General features: G+C 31.5%; 14 protein-coding genes. 11 read left to right on the forward strand and 3 right to left on the reverse strand.

All coding sequences use genetic code 11. The features are described from left to right. Nucleotides 1-17 precede the first annotated feature (17 nt). The gene (locus tag CVU84_12565; protein PKM94284.1) at nt 18-3,161 is read left to right on the forward strand and encodes a hypothetical protein; all 3,144 of its coding nucleotides are present in this window, start codon (nt 18-20) and stop codon (nt 3,159-3,161) included. Between the two features lie 96 nt (nt 3,162-3,257). After that, on the forward strand, nt 3,258-4,823 hold the full coding sequence (locus CVU84_12570; GenBank protein PKM94285.1) for a hypothetical protein: 1,566 nt from the start codon (nt 3,258-3,260) through the stop codon (nt 4,821-4,823). A 71-nt stretch (nt 4,824-4,894) separates the two neighbouring features. Here the strand turns inward: CVU84_12570 and CVU84_12575 are convergent, their stop codons facing one another. After that, complete coding sequence (locus CVU84_12575; protein ID PKM94286.1) at nt 4,895-5,608, reverse strand: ferredoxin; 714 nt, start codon at nt 5,606-5,608, stop codon at nt 4,895-4,897. Nucleotides 5,609-5,726: 118 nt separating this feature from the next. Between CVU84_12575 and CVU84_12580 the strand changes: the two genes are divergently transcribed. From CVU84_12580 to CVU84_12590, 3 genes are all read left to right on the forward strand, one after another. Then, a complete protein-coding gene (locus tag CVU84_12580) occupies nt 5,727-6,419 on the forward strand; it encodes a transcriptional regulator (protein PKM94287.1) in 693 nt (230 codons plus the stop codon). A 147-nt stretch (nt 6,420-6,566) separates the two neighbouring features. Beyond that, nucleotides 6,567-6,776: a hypothetical protein gene (locus CVU84_12585; GenBank protein ID PKM94288.1), complete on the forward strand. Its 210-nt coding sequence runs from the start codon at nt 6,567-6,569 to the stop codon at nt 6,774-6,776. Between the two features lie 176 nt (nt 6,777-6,952). After that, nucleotides 6,953-7,477: a hypothetical protein gene (locus tag CVU84_12590; GenBank protein PKM94289.1), complete on the forward strand. Its 525-nt coding sequence runs from the start codon at nt 6,953-6,955 to the stop codon at nt 7,475-7,477. Between the two features lie 4 nt (nt 7,478-7,481). On the opposite strand, the gene CVU84_12595 is transcribed toward CVU84_12590, so the two are convergent. Both CVU84_12595 and CVU84_12600 read right to left on the reverse strand, forming a co-directional pair. Next, nucleotides 7,482-8,885, reverse strand: coding sequence for a hypothetical protein (locus tag CVU84_12595; protein ID PKM94290.1), 1,404 nt, complete (start codon nt 8,883-8,885; stop codon nt 7,482-7,484). A gap of 1 nt (nt 8,886) precedes the next feature. After that, entirely contained in the window at nt 8,887-9,348 is a 462-nt protein-coding gene (locus CVU84_12600; protein ID PKM94291.1) for a hypothetical protein, read from the reverse strand. A 257-nt stretch (nt 9,349-9,605) separates the two neighbouring features. Between CVU84_12600 and CVU84_12605 the strand changes: the two genes are divergently transcribed. The 6 genes from CVU84_12605 to CVU84_12630 all read left to right on the forward strand — a co-directional run bounded on the left by CVU84_12605 (nt 9,606) and on the right by CVU84_12630 (nt 20,198). Beyond that, nucleotides 9,606-11,222, forward strand: coding sequence for an ABC transporter ATP-binding protein (locus tag CVU84_12605; GenBank protein ID PKM94292.1), 1,617 nt, complete (start codon nt 9,606-9,608; stop codon nt 11,220-11,222). 829 nt (nt 11,223-12,051) lie between these two features. Continuing rightward, on the forward strand, nt 12,052-14,220 hold the full coding sequence (locus CVU84_12610) for a hypothetical protein (protein ID PKM94293.1): 2,169 nt from the start codon (nt 12,052-12,054) through the stop codon (nt 14,218-14,220). Between the two features lie 89 nt (nt 14,221-14,309). Continuing rightward, complete coding sequence (locus CVU84_12615) at nt 14,310-16,898, forward strand: hypothetical protein (protein ID PKM94294.1); 2,589 nt, start codon at nt 14,310-14,312, stop codon at nt 16,896-16,898. A 548-nt stretch (nt 16,899-17,446) separates the two neighbouring features. Further along, a complete protein-coding gene (locus CVU84_12620) occupies nt 17,447-17,572 on the forward strand; it encodes a hypothetical protein (GenBank protein ID PKM94295.1) in 126 nt (41 codons plus the stop codon). Nucleotides 17,573-17,768: 196 nt separating this feature from the next. Further along, nucleotides 17,769-19,763, forward strand: a complete 1,995-nt coding sequence (locus tag CVU84_12625; protein PKM94296.1) for a hypothetical protein — start codon at nt 17,769-17,771, stop codon at nt 19,761-19,763. Between the two features lie 171 nt (nt 19,764-19,934). Continuing rightward, nucleotides 19,935-20,198: a hypothetical protein gene (locus CVU84_12630; protein ID PKM94297.1), complete on the forward strand. Its 264-nt coding sequence runs from the start codon at nt 19,935-19,937 to the stop codon at nt 20,196-20,198. Nucleotides 20,199-20,256: the final 58 nt, after the last annotated feature.

Consider the following 20,256-nt stretch of genomic DNA (forward strand, 5'->3'; position numbering starts at 1 on the left):
AACCTATAAACCTTAAGATGACCTCCTTTGGACCATTTATTCGTGAAACAATTGATTTTTCTAGTGTAGAGGGCAAAGGTATTTTTTTGATAACAGGAGAAACTGGTAGTGGTAAAACAACAATTTTTGATGCCATATGCATTGCCTTATTTGGGGAAAGTAATGGGGATGAAAGAACGGTTGAAAGCTTTAAAAGCGATTTTGAAGGTGCTGATGAGATTATGAAAATAGATTTTACCTTTGAGCTTAAGGGTAAGATTTTTAGAATCATAAGAGTGCCCAAGCAGTTAAGGAAAAAGTATAAAGGTGAAGGATTTACAGAGGAGCTTGGCAGTGTATCCTTATTTGAACTCATTCATAATGAAGAGGTTGCGGTAGATTTTTCCAAGGATGCCAATGGGAAAATACAAGAGCTTCTAGGAATCAATGCGAAACAATTTCGACAAATTGTTATGATCCCTCAAGGACAATTTAGAAAGCTCATTACTGAAAGCAGTGATGAACGAGAAAAAATATTGAGGAGCATTTTTGATGTTCATAAGTATGAGAGATTTCAAAAGCATCTAGATTCAGTCAACACGAGTTTGAAAAATTCAATCTATGACCATAAGAATGTTTTGTACTCGGAAGTTTCTCATATTAAATGCAATGAGAGCTCCGATTTATTTAGTGCCATTCAATCAGACGATAAAAATATTTTATGGATCATTGAAGAGTCCAAAAGGATGATTGAAGAAGATAATTTAAATAAACTCACACTTAGTAGGGAGCTTGAAACCAATCGAAAAAAGAAGATTTCAGCAGAAAGACAACTTACAATGGCTAAACAAAACAATATTCTACTTGATGAATTCGAGAAGTTGAAGATAGAGAAAAACGAGTTGGACGAAAGAAATGAGTATTTTCAATCAACTAAAGTGATAGCAGAGATGGCAGATCGAGCATATCGAATTGTACCAATAGAAGAGCATCTTAAACAAAGAAAACAAGAGCTCATACTGCAAATGAAGTTTTTAGAAAACAAGTCAATGGAGAAACTTCAATTTGAAGCGGAATTACAATTGAAGGAAGCAGAATATAATAGTCTTAATAGTGAGGAAGCCATCTATGAGCTTACGCAGTATAAGCAACAAGTATTGTTTTATCATAGTATACGCCCCAAGGTAGCGGCGTATAAAGCTTTAAAGACATCGGTTGATAGTTTAATGCAAAAGTATGCGGATGAAGTAAGTAATATGGATGAACTTCGCGAAAGGACCATAAACAATCAAGAAGATTATAAAAGTATTAAGAAGGAAATAGAAAGGCTCAAGGGTTATTCTTCCCAGCAAGAAAAAGCAAATAAAGATAAGGTTGAGCTTAATTATAAGCTAGAGTTAATAAGGCAATTAAATAAGTGCTATGTGTCTTATGGAGAGACCAATGAAAAGTATGCGCATTCCAAAGAGAGCTTCAGTAAAATAAGTGAAGAAAAAATCGAAGCACATAAATATTATGATTTACAACAAAAACATTGGTTGGAAGGACAAGCAGGCATTTTAGCTCAAGGTTTAAAAGATGGAGAGGAATGTCCTGTTTGTGGTAACCAACATCATATCAAGCTGGCAATTCTTCCGAAATCTATACCAAGTAAGGAAGACTTAGAAAAATTAAAGGAGAGTTTGACTAAAATTGATGAACAATATAATAAAATGCAAAAATGCTATGCTGCAGACGAACAAAATAATTTAAACAAAAGAGAACTATTGGAGGATGCAATTCAAGCGATTAACAATACCTTTGATGTAGAACTCCTAATGAATAGCGACGAGATAGATGTTTTTTATCAACAAAAAATGGTTGATATAACAGAAGAAAGTGTTGAAAATCAGTTAGACTTAAAGCACATTCATAATCAATTATTGAAGCTTGAAAATGCGCAGGAGCAATTGGAAAGTTTATTAAAACGTCAAGAGAGCCTACAAAATCAATTAAAAAGCCTTGAAAGTAATCATTTGAAAACATTAGAAGAAAAAACAATTCAAGGAAGTCAATTAAAAATCATTGAAACTGAATTACCTCAAGAATTACATAATGAAACGAACCTTATAAATCAAATTAAGGTTATTGAAGAAAAAATACTAAAGATTGAAAAACAAAGGGATTCTGTAAAAAATGCTAGGGATGAAATTAAGAGCCTGTTAGCTACTATTGAAGGTGTTATTAACGAAGGAGAAAAGACGTTAAATGACAAGAAAAGGCTATGTGATGCAGCTATCGTTGATTTTGATAACGCTTTAAAAAACAATGCCTTTGCGAATTGGGAGCATTATGAAGAGATGAAAATTGATGAGTCACGTATAAAGCTGCTTAGAGATGAGTTATTGGAATTTGAACAAAAGATACGTGGAAACCTTCAAAGACTATTACAACTTTCTGAGGATGTAAAAGTAATTGAAAAAGTAGACATCCAGGAATTGGAAAAGCAATGCTCATTGATGAATAACAATATTGAAGACGTGGCAAAGCAGTTAACACGTATAGAACTACGTATTGAGGAAAACCTAAGACAGATTTCTAAGATAGAAAAGAAATATGCTCAATATTTGGAGTTACTTGAGGAGCAAGCAATTATAAACGATTTAAGCAGTGTAGCAAATGGTAGTTCAAAAGGGGCCGCGCGGATTACCTTTGAACGATACATTTTATCCGCTTTTCTGCAAGAGGTTGTAAGTGCTGCAAATATTCGATTACATAAAATGTCAAACTCTCGATATGAGTTAGTAAAAAGCCAAGGATCGGATAAAAGAAAGAATTCGGGTTTGGATTTAGAGGTTTTTGATTATTATACTGGAAAGACGAGAGATATCAATACCTTATCAGGAGGAGAAGGCTTTAAAGCAGCACTTTCTCTGGCGCTAGGCCTTGCAGATATTGCGCAAGCGTATGCTGGAGGAATTAGTTTAGATACGATGTTTGTTGATGAGGGATTTGGCTCACTTAGCGCAGATTCATTAGACAATGCAATTAATTGTTTGATGGATTTAAAAGAAGGGGGAAGATTAGTTGGAATAATATCTCATGTTCAAGAACTAAAGGATAGGATTGATACAAGGCTTGTTGTGGAAAAAAGCAAAACAGGTAGTCGAACTTACTTCGAAGGTGTATTTGGACAAAATTAATTCCACTTTACCTATACTGTATTACATGGTAAAATATTACTGGCAAGCAGGAAAAATGTTTAATATTACACAATAAGTTACAGGAGGCTAAAAGAAATGACAAATAATAAGAAGTACATTTCTTTAAATAAGAAGATTATTGCATATTCTTTCGCTGTAACGTTCATAACCCTTGTCTCAATTTGGGGTATTACTCATATTTTGGTTAAAAAGGTTGTGGAGCTAGAAAATCAGTTAATGAATCAGGATATGGAAAGGATAGTCAATTCCATAGACTATAATATTTCTCAAATGAGTGCAATAAATATAGAATATTCTTGTTGGGATAGTACTGTTGAGTATATATTGGGACAGTACCCCGAATTAATAGAAGAGAACTTTATGGATGAAACCTTTGAAAGCAACAATTGGAATGCAATTCTATTGATGAATCTTGACGGTGAAGTTGCCTACCAAAAAGGATACGATTTAGAAAATCAAGAAGAAGTTTGGGTAGATCCATTGTTACTAGATCAAATATGGAGTGCTAATTTTACTAAGACGATTAAGAATAAGGATGACAAATTAACAGGAATCTTACTACTTAAAGATGGTTCAATGATGATAACGATACATCCTATATTATCCAGTTATAAAGATGGTCCTGTAAATGGATATTTTATAACAGGTCGATATATGGATCAAATGTTTTTGGATGAACTAAGTAATCTCACAAAGTATGATATAGGGTTGAGTGAAGAACAATTTCTTATCCCAAATGAGAAGAAGATTGAGTTATCCAATATTAGAAAAGCTCATATATGGACAACGATAGGAAGAGGTAATTGGATTAAAGGACACGCTATCATATACAGTTTGGGGGGAAGTCAAGCTCTAAACTTAAGTTACCAGAAGCAGATGGGATTTTATGCGGAAAGTAAAAATACAATCTATTATTATGTTGGTATTATTATTATCATTATTATTTTAAACCTGTTTGGTATTCTTGTGTTTGTAAATAAAATAATTATAAAACGACTTAATAGTGTTCTACATAATATCGGTATGATTATTACGAATCAAGATATTTCTACTAGAGTAAACATAACTTCAAATGATGAGCTTTCAGTACTAGGAACACGTTTTAATAAAATGCTTGATACAATTGAAGAGCTTAATCAACAACTATATTATAGAGCACATGTCGATCAATTAACTGAGCTACCCAATCGACATTATTTTTATGATCTAGTTCATGAAAGAATGAAACAGGAAGCTATTGTGTTTTCTGCAATTCTTTTTATGGATTTAGATAAATTTAAAGAAATTAATGACTCTTATGGACATAGAGTTGGTGATGAATTTTTGAAAAAATTTGCAAGTACAGTAAAGGAAATACTAAACCCTCAAGATATTATGTGTCGTCTCGGAGGGGATGAATTTGTTATATGGATGGACTCCTTTAGTAATATGGACGAAGTGAAACGATTTACAGAAACAATTCTAGAATTTTTAAAGGATCCAATTGAAGTCTGCGACAATAATCTTTACTGCCTTCCAAGTATAGGAATAAGTATATACCCAAGACACAGTACAGATATTGACACTCTTATTAACAACGCCGACAGTGCAATGTATAAAGCCAAAAATAGCCAAAATGGATATGCATTTTATTCTGAATAGAAAAAGAAATGAAATCAGCGCATAGGCGCTGTTTTCATTTCTAAGAATGTCCTACAAAAGCAATTACATGCTTAATTTTCTAATATAACCCCATCAGTACTGATTGTAACTATATTCCAAGGAATCATTTTTTCGCTATCTCTAATTGCTTGTTTAGCGGCGCTTTCAATACCGCCACAACAAGGTACTTCCATTCTAACAACCGTTACACTTTTAAGCTCATTATTAGAAATAATAGCGGTTAACTTATCTGCATAGTCTACGGCATCAAGCTTTGGACAACCAATTAATGTGATTTTATTTCTCATGAATTCTTGATGGAAATTAGCATACGCGTAAGAAGTACAGTCTGCAGCTATTAGTAAGTGAGCTCCATGAAAATAAGGTGCATTAACAGGAACAAGCTTTATTTGACATGGCCATTGGCGAAGCTCGGATTTTATTGCGCTACTAGTAATTTGAGGTATAGGCGTTTCTTCAGCTCTGTCAATGGCTTTTGCTGCTGTTCCGGGGCAAGTAAAGGTGTTATTTGATTTCACTTTTGCCATTTCTTCCATACGAATTTTAACGGCTTCTTCATCGAATGGATCAGCATCTCTTTCTTCTAAACCAATCGCGTCCATTGGACAAGTGGGTAAACAAGCGCCCAATCCATCGCAATAGGAATCCGAGACCAGCTTAGCTTTCCCATTGATTAATTGAAGTGCTCCTTCGTGACATCCTGTAATACATAATCCGCATCCATTACATCTATCTTCATTTATTGTAACCATTTTTCTTTTCATCATGATATCTCCTTTAAAATCTAATTTTCAATTTTCAGTTGTCTTATGAGTTAAATTATATTATAATAAAAAATAATAATCGGTAGCCATAGATACACAAAACACGAAGGAGAACGCTATGTACAATAAATGGGAGTCAACACTAACAAAGGTAGAGCTATTTCAGGATATAAATGACATTCAATTAGATAGTATGTTATCTTGTCTCAAACCTAAAATTAGCTATTATAAAAAGGGAGAGAACATTGCAATTGCCGGTGATCGTTTCGAAGGAATTGGTATTGTTCTTGAAGGCGAGATTATGATTACAAAAGAAAATGCAGCAGGCAACAGAGTAATTCTAACAAAGCTTCAAAAAGAGAGTATATTTGGCGAAATGATAGCATTTTCTCATGTGAATGTTTGGCCTGCTACAGTGATTGTTCTTGAGGATTGTAGTATCATGTTTATCGAACCCAATAAAATTATTGGAAGCTGTCAACAAGCATGTAGTAGTCATACCACACTCATTCTAAATATGTTAAAAATAATTTCTAAAAGGGCTTTGGTTTTAAATAGAAAGGTTGAATATTTAGCAATCAAAAGCATGAGAGAAAAAATAAGCACCTTTTTATTGGAACAATTCAATATGACTGGCAAAACTACCTTTATGATTGCTTTAAATAGAAACGAGCTAGCTGATTTTCTTAATGTATCGAGACCTTCAATGTCTAGAGAAATTGCTAAAATGAAAGATGAGGGCATTCTAGATTATTACAAATCATCATTTAAGATCGTTAATCTAGAATTATTAAAAGCATGTATCGGATAAATTTTTTAAAATTTTTTTTGATTAGGGATTGAAAAATAGTTCATAAGTTGCTAAGATACATATATAGGAGATTTGCATAATGCATTTTTTGATGTTCTCCAAATATTAACATAAAATCAACTATTTCTTATGGAGGTATAGTAGAAAGTGAACAAGAATGTTAAGAAATCATCTGGCAATACATATGCTGAGGACAAGAATAAGAAGCTTGAAACTAAGTTGAAAGTAAAAAAAGATATCATTAAGACGAATCAGATGTATAATAAAGTTCTTAAAGACTTAGATATTCAAGATTTGCAGACGTTTGAAGATGTAGAATATGAATTGTTAGAGCAGAAAGCTAAAAATAAGAAATAGCAATTTGTTTTTTTAACTTCACACAATATTATATTAGAAATAAAAGGACAGGCTGATAACAAGTTTTGTCCTTTTTGGTTTATAAAGGGAGTACTTTCTTATAATAAAACTTGAAATCATTCCAATAGGGGCGTACAATGTTATAGACACAGACGTTATGCAAAGGAGAAATGATTATGATTACAACAATAGGATTCTATTTTCTAATACTAATAGTGAAAATATTTGAAGTTACTTTAGCAACAACAAGGATAGTATTAATTACGAAGGGTGAAAAAATAAAAGGAGCTTGCATTGGCTTTTTCGAAGTAATCATATGGATCATGTTGGTTTCAACTGTGTTAAAGGATATTTCATCTGATCCAATAAAAATATTTGTATACGCATTAGGCTTTGCACTAGGAAATTATGTTGGAACCTCTTTTGAAGAAAGGCTTGGCATTGGTACCGTACGTATTGAAGCAATCGTAAAAGAAGAAGATGGTGAACAACTGGAATGTGCATTAAGAGAAAAAGGATTGGCGTTAACGGTAGTTGTAGGTGAAGGTATGAACTGCAAAAGGCATGTTATTATTATGCATGTAAAAAGAAAGAGAACAAATGAAGTGGTCACCTTAATTAAAGGATTACAGGAAAACGTAGTAATCACCATAAACGAGGTTAAACCTATTTATGGCGGCTATGGTGTAATAAAAAAGTAAAAATCTATTCTAAGATGTTAATCCATTTTTCTATAGCATCAATTCTTTGAGTAGTTAATGATTGAATGAAATCGATAAAATGTTCTTTCCAGATATTTTCGGTATTACTATGATCTAAATTAACAGCTAATAAACAAATAGGACCATTCCTTAAGTCTTCAGAAAATACTATTTTTCCTAACACAGATAACTCTACATCACTTAGAACACTATATAAGGATAGATATTCAAAGTCAAACAAGCAATCTGCCTCAAGAGCGTCAACAACATCTTCCAAGGAATTTAACTGTGTTTTTATAATTCCAATTTTATCAGAAGTGTTTTCGCAAGCTAGAATATTCTTGATGATACGTCGAAAACTATCATCATCAACTTTTACGCCATTTTCAAAGGAAGAATATCCGCTTTTTACATACTTATCTATACCATTGAAAATGATGAGATATTGATAATTTTGTGCTTTTGAGGCTTTTATGATTCTAGGTATTAGTTGTTGCTTAAATCTAGCTATATAGGAGAGCAAATTTTCTTGATCAATTGATAATTCTAGTATCATTCTACCGATGGCATTATCAATTTGTGTGGTTAATTCCTCTTCTTGTAAATTACATAATTTGTCTTGCAAATATGCAAATTCTTCTTTAGATATAATTAATTCATTAGAATCTCTACCCAGCAAAGTGGAAAAAATTGAATTATTGATGACCACTTCAAATATATTTATTGGAGAATTTTTAATGTTCATATTATATAACCAACCATAGTTTTCCATGAGTGACACAATATCATCTATAGTGAAGAAGTTACAAAATTGATTTTCAGTCGTTAGGTTTTCAATATATTGCTTCATGTAATCAATGCCACTACGATTCGTATCATCAAATATGATGGGATAATCCATACTTGACATGGTTTCATGGGCATAGAACAATGGATCATAATCACTGAAGAAATCAGGAATACCTTTGTTTATTGTATCGGTATATATTTCAAAGGGAACATCGAGCATATGCAATTTCAACTCAGCATAAAGGACGTTGGTTTTTTTTACACTGGACTTAATAAGTCTAACACCTTTCAAATAAACATCTTTTATACTTAGAGTTTTAATAAGGGAGACTGCCTCTTCATGATGTTTGCATTTTAACAACGCGAAATCAAGGGTGTAATATATAGAGGTAAGAAAACTCTCGGCAATTGCTGTTTTGATTGAGCTGCTTTCCCCTTCTGTGTACTTCGTAATAAGCTCTTTTAGAATATACATTGTATCTATTTGAATTTTTTTTGCCTCGTCAGTACTCATACGACCAGTTCGTAAGCATTCTTTTAGAAGAGAAATGGTATATTGATTAACATCTAAATTACTATTCGTTAATAATTCGTGTTTAGGATAATGAATTAAGCTCATATTACTTATCTCCTTTAAAGTGAAAATCATGTATTTGATTATTTCGCCTACATGTTTTCGTATAGGATTCCATTTCTCTTCCTTGCAGCAATGAAATAGAACCTTCACATGTACTATTAAAATAATAGTACATGACGTCAATAATTTCATCGTCGCAAATACTATCTTCAGTTTCGTTTTTGGTATAGTAAAATACCTTTTGTAAATCATTAAGCATCGTTACATAGTCACCTTGGTTGATGTATTTAGAATCATTAAAACGAACAATCAATTTCTTGATTACATCAATACCAAGTTCAAGTCTATCATAGCTAGTTAAAAGATGATTTCTTGTTTCAATCATTTCCACAGCTTCGCGTTTGGTTAAGATCAAGTTACTTGAATTATTCGTTTGCAGTATTTCATCAATATGGATTTCAATTAATAATGAATCAATGGGATTGAGTAGGGCAGGTAATAACATGAGGTGCCTCCTTTTGCTTAGTTCATAATGAAGATTATTAATGTTAAAAAGTTATTGACAAGGGTAGCAAAATGTGCTATCATGAATTATAGTAGGGAAGTTATGTGTGCCATTATTATACATCTAATATGAATATGTGTCAACATTTAATTATGTACCCTTGTTTTAATATGGGTATATTTTTTATTGACTAGGAATGGCATATTAGCTTGAAATTGACATATAGTTCTTAAGATATTAATTGGAGGATTTGAATATTGATTACAGTATCAGATATTGGACTAAGGTTCGGCGATAAAAAATTATTTGAAGCAGTTAATTTGCAATTTACTGCAGGTAACTGTTATGGCATTATTGGTGCAAACGGTTCTGGAAAAACAACATTCTTAAAAGTACTATCTGGTGAAATTGAACCTAATCAAGGTGTAGTATCTTTATTACCAGGCAAAAGAATGGCAGTACTTAAGCAAGATCACTTCGAATTTGATGAATATAGTGTAATAGACACAGTGATTATGGGTCATAAAAGACTTTATGAAATTAGTCATGAAAAGGATGCATTGTATGCGAAGGAAGATTTCTCCGAGGAAGATGGGGATAATGCAGCGCATTTAGAAGCTGAATTTGCTGAGTTAGGTGGCTGGGATGCTGAAACGAATGCAGAAAGACTGTTAATGGGTCTTGGAATTAAGAAGGATTTACATTATAAGCTACTGAAAGAATTAGAAGGATCTCAAAAGGTGAAAGTATTATTAGCTCAAGCAATTTTTGGTAATCCTGATGTTCTCTTACTTGATGAGCCTACTAACCATTTAGACTTTAGAGCCATTGCTTGGTTAGAAGAATTTTTACTTAATTATGAGAATACTGTTCTAGTAGTATCCCATGATAGACATTTCTTGAATAAGGTTTGTACGCATATGGTAGATATCGATTTTGGCAAAGCCAAGTTATTTGTTGGTAACTATGATTTTTGGTATGAATCTAGTCAATTGGTTCTTAGATTGATGAAGGACCAGAATAAGAAAAGCGAAGAAAAAATTAAAGAACTTCAGAATTTTATTGCAAGATTTAGTTCTAATGCTTCCAAGGCGAAGCAAGCTACTTCAAGAAAGAAATCCTTAGATAAAATCGTGCTAGAAGATATTGAACCTTCTACAAGAAAGTATCCATTTGTTGGCTTTGTTCAGGAAAGAGAAGCGGGTAAGGACATTCTGAGTGTGGAAGGATTAACGAAGACGATTGATGGTATTAAGGTGTTAGATGATGTTACCTTTACAGTTAATAAGGGAGATAAGATTGTTATTCTTGGTAGAAACGAAATAGCAAGAACGACTTTATTTAAAATATTAATGGGTGAAATAGAACCTGATGAAGGAAGTTTCAAATGGGGAATCACAATTAAAAGTGCATATTTGCCTAAAGACAATTCGGAATTTTTTGAAGGTATCGAGCTATCCTTAGTGGATTGGTTAAGACAATTTTCTGTTGATCAAACAGAAACCTTTATTAGAGGGTTCTTAGGGAAAATGTTGTTTTCAGGTGAAGAAGCGTTAAAAATGGCTTCGGTTTTATCAGGTGGAGAAAAGGTTAGATGTATGTTTTCTAAGTTGATGTTAGCTTATCCCAATGTAGTTATTTTGGATGAACCAACAAATCACTTGGATTTAGAATCTATTCAAGCAGTTAATAACGGATTAGTGGCTTTTGCTGGTACGATGTTATTTGCATCACATGACCATAGCTTTATTGAAACGATTGCCAATAGAGTTATTGAAATTACACCTAAAGGTCTGTTTGATAAGGTTATTGAATTTGATGTATTTTTGGAAGATGATGATATACAAAATGCGATTGATGCGATGTATGAATAGGGGATTAGGTAGATTTAGATGTTGAAGAAGTAAATGATAAGTTCGGAATATGTATATTTATAAATGGTAAAATGTAAATGGTAGTGAAAATTGTCTGTGTAAAATATCTATCCTGGTTATATAGCTGGGGTAGATTTTTTGTTTAAAATTATTATTTCAATCTTAACTATATAATGCATGATAATAAGCAAATATGGTGAATATGCCTTTACCGATGGAGCCAATGTTGAATTGACTATCTGTTGATAGTCAATCATTTTCAAAGTAAAGTCAGTTTTGTATGTTGCAGGAGAACCTATTATGATTAGGGGAAATCATCTATGTATTTTGTGTGGGGTGAATAAAACAACCCTAATTAAGGGTACTGATGATATTTCTTTGATATATTGATTTTGAAATAAAGATACGTGATTCGACATATCGATTCGTTAAAAGACGAAAAACCGTGGATTATGTGGTAAATATTAATGAAGGGCTAAAAGAAATTTTGGCTTTTATTTGTTAATATGTAATATAAATATCCAGGTCACAATTTTATGCTTGTAAATAATTGACAAATAAGATAATAGTAATTATACTGTTTAGTATATATAATTCTGCATTGTCTAAATGCGTCTAAAGGGATAAACGGGTGGGATTTGGAGAGTAGTGAAATATCTATTTAATCCCCAATACTAACAACTTAATAATAAAAATTTAAACTTGTTGAAATTTTAATAAGTCTATTAGTTGTGCTAATAAAAATATTGAATAATTAAATATCTGTAATAGATATTAGATTATAATGTTTACAAAATAAAATGACAAAAAGGGAATCAAGGAGGAAATTATGAAAGAGGTAAAAAAATTATGCTTTAAAAGGTTAAAAAGGGCAATTAGTTTAGTGGTTTTATTATCAATGGTACTTTCTTTAAACAATGCGGTTGGTGCAAGTAACCAAGAAATGAATTGGCAATCGATAGATGATTTTCGTTCATTTAAATATCGTGATATAACAATAAGCGATAAAGGACAATATCTTTTGGTAGGAAGTGATGGTTTAATCGGCACTTCAACCGATTTAAAAAATTGGGACTATACTTCTATTAATGAAAGTATAGCATTATATGGAGCTGCTTGGGGAAATGGTAAGTATGTAGTAGCAGGGGATACAAGTACTATTGGATATTCATCTGATGCAATAAAATGGGAATTTGTGAAATTTGATCAAGATATAATTTTTCAAGATGTTAAATGGGTTAAGGATAAGTTTATTGCCGTAGGTGCAAAGTATCCTTTAAAAGGAAGAGATGATGTCAGATATATAATGGAATCGAAAGATGGTATTAATTGGAATACTGTACTAGAGAATAAAGGAGAATTTTCTTGGAATACCATTAAATATATCAATGATACATATGTAGTATACGGGATATGGAAAGATATTGCTATTTCTGAAGACGGTATTGCTTGGACAGTTAGAGCTATTAGTAATAGTGGTTCTGATATAAATGATATTATTTGGGACGGAAGTAAATATGTTGCAGTTGGTGAGAATTCAAAAGTATACACATCATCTGATTTGTCAAATTGGACTGAAATATCGGTAAATATTAAACCAGGATATTATCTTCATAAGGTCACTATGTATAAAAATGCGTATTATACGGTTTTATCAGATAATAATAATAATGTTATTTTGAGTTCGACCAATCTTACAGAATGGAACCCAATTAATGATAAATTGTATGCTGAAATATCATCCTTTATTGAAAATCAAGGAAATTTAATTGCAGTAGGGTGGCATAATACAATAATTAAAACATCGGATGGTATCAATTGGGATAGCAGCGAACAATTTGCGCCTATATTCTTGAAAGTTATTTGGAATGGGAATGAATTCCTTGCAATAGGTAACGATGGAACGATAGTAAAATCAGATGATGGGATTTCTTGGAAAAAATACTATTCTGGAATTAAAGAAACATTAGTGGATGTTGTGTGGACAGGAGAAAAATACACAGCATTATCAATTACATACAAGGACTATAATATAGATAATTCAAAAATATATCAATCTAATGATGGTGTTACTTGGAGTAGCTTAGGTAGTATTAATCAAGAAAATATTGAAACCCTTTATTATTTTGACAATAAGTATTTTTTGTTAGGTAGAAAAGGAGAGATTTTAACATCAAATGATGCCAAAAATTGGACTAAACAGATATCAAACACTTCAAATTGGCTTGAGGATATGACATGGAATGGCAAACAATTTGTATCAGTAGGTATGTTTGGAACAATCATTATATCTAATGATGGATTAAAATGGTCTATAAAAAATTCTGGAGTACAAAACGATTTGAAGAAAGTAATCTGGACAGGCAAAAACTTTTTTGCTGCTGGTAACTGGAGTACGATTCTATCTTTTGCATCTGATACATCATCTGTAAATAAGAAATATGCGAATCAAGATATTACATTTGAGAACTTAGTATGGAATGGTAAAGAATGTCTTCTTGCTACTAGGATGGGTGAAATATATACTACTAAAGATGGGAAAAAAATAAATACAATTTCTAGTAATTCGCTTAGTTCCCCAAGGAGCGTTGCTTGGAACGGAGAAGCTTATGTAATGGTTGGGGATGATGGTAGAATAGCAATACATAAACCAAGTGATATTATAAAAGTTAAAGTTGACGAAGTTCCTGTTATATTTGATGTAGCACCACAAATAATATCAGGTCATACCATGATTCCTGCTAGAGCTGTATTTGAGAAGATGGGAGCCACAGTAACTTGGGACAGTAAAACGGAAACTGTAACAGTAACGAAGGCAGACACTGTTATAAAGGTTAAAGTCAATAGTTCAACAGCAAATGTGAATGGAAAAAGTAAAAAACTTGAAGCACCTGCCGTAAATATCGATGGAAGAATATTTACACCTGCAAGATTTGTTGCAGAAGAATTAGGAGCAAAAGTTGATTGGAAAAACAATACTGTATTTATTGAACAGTAATATTATGAGACTATATAAGTAAAAGATGCCTATAAAAGTGTAGTACGAGTAGATGTTTAAATAGGTATTTAGGATAGGGGGAGAATATAATGTGCAAAATTAAAAGAATTATTGTAACACTACTCTTGATGTGCGTAATGGGTACTTTTATTGAACAAGGGAACATTTATGCATTTGAGTCAACAAGTCATCAGGAAAGTTCATACGAATTATTGACATCTGTATCTGAAGGAGCTAGCCTCTGGGCTGTACAAGCTATACAATCTATTTATAAGAAAGGAATTCTTACAGAAGATCTAATTGGAAATTATAAGGATAATATAACAAGAGAAGAATTTGCCAAATTGTCAGTAAATTTATATGAGTACTTAATTGACAAGGATGTATTAGATAATAAGCAAAATCCCTTTAGTGATACACAAAGTCAAGATGTTTTAGATGCATATCATTTGGGTATAGTTAAAGGTAAAAGTTCGGATAAATTTGTACCAAATGGATTAGTTACTAGACAAGAGCTGAGCACTATGCTCTTTCGAACAATACAGAAAGCTGTTAATGATTTGGATGATACAAGATCTGTTCTTAAATTTTCCGACCGCTCAGTTATTGCAAAATGGGCCGAAGAACCAATTGAATATATGTTTCATTATGAAATTGTTAAAGGCATAAATAGTAAGGAGTTTATGCCTAATGGAAATGCAACTATAGAAACAGCTATAGTTATGATTAACCGTATTTGTAGTAAGGAAGATATTTTTATTAGAAATAATTTTGATGAATTTGATGAAATACATATAGGTTCGCAAGGAAAGAAAGTAGAAGAAGTTAAAGTGCTATTAGCGGAATGGGTAAAATATAGTAACAATAAATTACCAAACAGTTGGAAAAAAGATGATATCTTTGATATGTCTGTTTCAAAAGCAATCGATTTATTCCAGACGGAGAATTATTTATGTATTACAGATACAATAAATTATGAAACATGGTTATTTCTTCATGATAGAGAAGCATGGGATAATCCCGATAAGGAAGTTAAGTTCACGGATATTGATCTTGAAAACTGGATAAGAGATATTGTGGGCAAAAATACAGGAAAATTAATGATATCAGATTTACAAAATATAACTGAGTTAAGCATCGCTGATGGAACGAAGGTTAAGGACTTACAGGGAATACAATATCTTAAGAATCTAGTAATCTTATCAATTTATAACCAGGATATAAACGATTATACGTTAATTAACAATTTACATAAGTTAAAAGAAGTAACTATCAGAGGTGATGAAATAAATGACTTATCATTTCTTAAATATTTACCTTGTTTAACTAATTTAGATTTGACAAAAGATAAAATAAATAACATTGATGCCCTACAAGGACTCGGTGATTTACAAGTTGTGTCACTTGAAAGTAACAATATAACAGATTTGAGTCCATTAGAAGATTGTAATCAACTTAATACACTTTTTCTACTCAATAATCAAATTAAAGACTTGTTTCCTTTAAGGAATATGTATGCAATGGAATGTTTATTCCTATCGAATAACTTAATAAGTGATTTGACACCCTTATCTGATTTAAATAATTTAATAAGCTTAGATCTATCAAATAACAGCATAACTGATATTAACGCAATTAAGGATAAATATAATATTACTTATCTATTTATTGATAATAATAAGATAGGATCAATTGATGCAATAAAGTCACTCACCAAAATCCGCGGGTTGGGTATAAGCAGTAACTACATAAAAGACATATCAGTATTAAAGAATTTTAATAAATTATCAGAATTAAGAATTGAAAGTAATATGATATCTGATATTACGCCAATTAAAGGTGCCACAGATTTATATGTATTGTATATTGGTGACAACCCAATTGTAGATATCAAAACTGTAGAAAATTTCAGCAAATTAGGTTATTTTTCTATTCAAAATTCTAGTATAGTAGATATATCACCTTTAAGTAAATTAAAGGAATTAGAATTTATTAATGTTACTGGATATGATATTTTTTCTTTTGCAAAGTATGAAAGTGTTTTCAATAAATTAATTGAAAACAATCCAAATATATTTATCATGAGTAATGATGAGGTTAATGGATTTGTAGAATTTGGTAAATCTAAATATTATGATAAATATATTGGCTTGCCATTAAGTTTTAAAGACTTTTCCGATAAGACTATATTTGAAAAATCCAGAAAAATCACTTCTTTTATTGAAGAATTCGATTTTTCAGGAACAACAGATTATGAAAAGGTTTACAATATTTATAAATACCTTACCATGAATGTTAAATATGATTGGGAGACAAGTGATATTATTACAAATAAAAAGTTAGATATTATTAATTATGATAGAACTACTTACATTGGAGCCCTATTAGATAATAAGGCGATTTGTAGTGGCTATGCCGAAGCGTTTAAACTCCTTTGCGATTATATTGGTATAGAATGCTACATTATTATAGGAGAAGTTGAAAATAGTACAGGAAGAGGAGGACATGCATGGAATATTGTTAATATTGATGGGAAATATTATCAACTTGATTCAACATGGGATGGGGAAACTTCATCATGGAGCCATTTTCTTTTAAGTGACACTACAATGAAAGTTAAAGGGAATCGTTCATGGGAGCAATCTAAATACCCAACTTGTCCTATTGATTACAAATAAAAATATTTTACAGAGGAATTTGTTTTCTTGACCCCATACCTTATTAAGCTCAATGCAGTAACAACTGCCAATAAAATTCATACAAATAATGATGGAAATTGATGCAAACTTAATTGGAGTGCTGATAACAAATACCTTATATTGCTAGAATCACTGAAAATGGTAAGTGCGTTTAATATTAGGGTGACTTTATGGATACATTAATCTGTGTGATAATCATAATAAAATACTATGGTGTAACCAAAATGGCGTAAACGACTATACCTATTACTATTGGCTCAAAAGAATTCGAAAAACTGCCTGTGTAAGGATCAATCAGATACAGCTGATATAACTCCATCACTGGTAGCATTTGCAAAACTTCCAGTTAATAACAAAATTTCACCAGGTACTGCAGCGGTCATTCTTCACCTATCAAATGCAACTATTGAGGTTTCGGAAGGTACTTCATCTGCCACGGTTGAAGCTGTGCTTCAAGCTTTAAAAAATATACGTTAGGCGATATTACAGTTGCAAAGGATATTTATATCGCTTGTGGCTACACAGATATGAGAAAATCTATTGATGGACTAGCTGCTATTGTTCAAGAAAGTTTCGATATGAGTCCTTTTGCACCAAGTATATTTTTATTTTGTGGTAAGCGTCGAGATCGCATCAAAGCACTTTTGTGGTAAAATGATGATTTTGTACTTCTATATAAACGTCTAGGCACCCTAATATTAAGCGCTTACGAAGCGTTTGAAATTAAAATTGCGTGGGATAGTAATACAAATACGATGGGGAATAGGATGCTACGGGAGGATACGCAATACCATAGAAAAGAAGTGATAAAGAGCATAAGAGTAATAAAATAAAAGGAGAATATAAAAAATGAGGGAACTATTAAAAAGAATTACAACGGGGTTATTTACAGTAGTAATGATGTTATCTATGATAATGAACATGCCAATGATAGCAAAGGAATATGAAATCACATGGTTGGATGAAAAATATGATTTGGTGACTAATGTAGAAAATAATTTGATAGAGGTAGAAAAGAATGGAAAAAAAGGTTTATTAGACAAAATGGGTAATGAGATAATTCCAATTATATATGACGAATTCTTTTATTATGATGAAGGTTTTGTAATAATTATGAAAGATAAAAAAATGGGTGTTTTTAACATAACGAGTAAAGAAATTATTGTTCCAGTTATATATAAGTATATAAGTAGCTATGAAGAAGGATTAGCAGAAGTAAATAAAGATGGGAAAAGTGGTTATATAGATAAAACAGGAAAAGTGATAATTCCTATTATATATGATTATGCATGGGATTTTACTGCTTATTATGCTTTTCCTGAAGGATTAGCACGAATTGAAAAAAATGGAAAAACAGGTTATATAGATAAAATGGGAAATGAAATTGTTCCTATTATTTATGATGATGTAAAAGTTCTTGCAGAAGGATTATTTGGTGTTGAGAATGATCAAAAATGGGGTTGTATAAATAAAACTGGAAAAGAGATGTTTCCTATTATTTATGATCAATTAGATTGCTATTCAGAAGGCTTAGTAAACGTTAATAAAAATGGAAAATGGGGATATATTGATATAAATGGCAATGAAATTATACCTTTTGTTTACGAGAGTGCATCACCATTCTTAGAAGGTTTAGCTATAGTTGAAAATGGTCACTTAGGGTGTATAGATAAAACGGGAAAAGAAATAAGTTCTTTTATATATAGCATCATGTGTTACTTTTCAGAAGGTGTTTCATTAGTTCTTAAGGATAATAAATGGGGATATTTAAACAATACTGGTAATGAGAGTATTCCAATTATTTATGATAGATTAGATGCTTTTGATCAAGGGATAGCAAAAGCTGGAAGAAATGACAAATACGGATATATAGATAAATCGGGTAAAGAAATAATCCCGATTATTTATGATAGTATTGGTGATTTTTCAGAAGGTTTAGCATTTATTGAGAAAAATGGAAAATGGGGATATATAGATTTAAATGGACAAGAAATTGTACCTGTTATTTATGATGATTTATCATCCTACTACGCAGAAGGCAGACTGTTAGTTGAAAAAAATAATAAATGGGGATTGTTAGATAAAAAGGGTAATGAAATTGTTCCAACTATATATGATGATGCAATTGGTTTGTTTTGTGGAAATACAATAGTTAAACAACATGGCAAATATGGATGTATAGACGCATCTGGAAAAGAGATGCTTCCAATCATTTATGATAGTATAGATAGTTGTATAAATGGGTCTTTAATAGTAGAAAAAAATGAGAAATACGGCTTAATAGAAAAGACAGGTAAAGAAATGATACCAATTATTTATGATAATATGAATATTAATCGTGAAGTGAAAGTTGCAATTGTAGAACTTAACGGTAAAAAAGGCATTATTGACTTGACAAATAATGAAATTATTTATATAAATGCGACACCAACATCCTCAAAGGTTTTAGTAAATGGAAATGTAACTTCGTTTGATGCTTATACAATTGACAACAGCAATTACTTTAAGCTAAGAGATTTAGCAAAGATCTTAAAAGGAACAGAAAAAGAATTTGAAGTGTCTTGGGATCAAGATAAAAAGGCGATTAACCTTATCTCAAATACTCCATATACGGTAGTTGGAGGAGAGATGGATAAGGGAGATGATAAACCAAAAGACCCGACTGTTAACACTTCTAAGATATACTTAGATGGAGAAGAAGCTAAATTAACGGCCTATACAGTTAATGGAAATAACTATTTCAGATTAAGAGATATAGCTGAAGCGATCGATATTGAAATCACTTGGGATAGTAATACAAATACAATAGGAATAAATACTACGAAGGGATATACAATACCTTAGAGAAGAAGTGATAAAGAGCATAAGAGTAATAAAATAAAAGGAGAATATAAAAATGGGGGAATTATTAAAAAGAATTACAATCGGGTTACTTAAATCAAAAGGGTGAAGAAATAACGCGGAGGGATTTTTTGAAGAAAAGATTTACAATAAAGTAGGTAGTTTGTAAAGGAAATATCACCATTGGGACATACAAATTTATATCAGTATAATAAAAATGGTAACCTTGAAGTAAAAACGGATTGGCGAGGAAACTCTATTACATCTAAAAATGATTCGCTAAACAGATTGGTTGAACAAATAAATCCTTTAAATGATGTTATTGTAAAGAAGCAGTACAATAACAACCATGTAGAAATAGCTACATTTGACGGTAAGGGAAACAAGATATCTTACACATACGACAAAAACAATCGACTTGTTTCTACAACAGATTAAGTAGGTAACATCACAAAACAAACCTATGATAAGGTTGGAGTTATACCAAATGGTGCAT

The organism is Firmicutes bacterium HGW-Firmicutes-1, assembly GCA_002841625.1.
GTDB lineage: Bacteria > Bacillota > Clostridia > Lachnospirales > Vallitaleaceae > HGW-1.

What these genes read in the sequence shown, in the direction of transcription:
- CVU84_12565 (PKM94284.1), top strand. Translation starts at nt 18, where the DNA reads ATGACCTCCTTTGGACCATTTATTCGTGAAACAATTGATTTTTCTAGT.
- CVU84_12570 (PKM94285.1), top strand. Translation starts at nt 3,258, where the DNA reads ATGACAAATAATAAGAAGTACATTTCTTTAAATAAGAAGATTATTGCA.
- CVU84_12575 (PKM94286.1), bottom strand. Translation starts at nt 5,608, where the DNA reads ATGAAAAGAAAAATGGTTACAATAAATGAAGATAGATGTAATGGATGC.
- CVU84_12580 (PKM94287.1), top strand. Translation starts at nt 5,727, where the DNA reads ATGTACAATAAATGGGAGTCAACACTAACAAAGGTAGAGCTATTTCAG.
- CVU84_12590 (PKM94289.1), top strand. Translation starts at nt 6,953, where the DNA reads ATGATTACAACAATAGGATTCTATTTTCTAATACTAATAGTGAAAATA.
- CVU84_12595 (PKM94290.1), bottom strand. Translation starts at nt 8,885, where the DNA reads ATGAGCTTAATTCATTATCCTAAACACGAATTATTAACGAATAGTAAT.
- CVU84_12600 (PKM94291.1), bottom strand. Translation starts at nt 9,348, where the DNA reads ATGTTATTACCTGCCCTACTCAATCCCATTGATTCATTATTAATTGAA.
- CVU84_12610 (PKM94293.1), top strand. Translation starts at nt 12,052, where the DNA reads ATGAAAGAGGTAAAAAAATTATGCTTTAAAAGGTTAAAAAGGGCAATT.
- CVU84_12615 (PKM94294.1), top strand. Translation starts at nt 14,310, where the DNA reads ATGTGCAAAATTAAAAGAATTATTGTAACACTACTCTTGATGTGCGTA.
- CVU84_12620 (PKM94295.1), top strand. Translation starts at nt 17,447, where the DNA reads ATGAGAAAATCTATTGATGGACTAGCTGCTATTGTTCAAGAAAGTTTC.
- CVU84_12625 (PKM94296.1), top strand. Translation starts at nt 17,769, where the DNA reads ATGAGGGAACTATTAAAAAGAATTACAACGGGGTTATTTACAGTAGTA.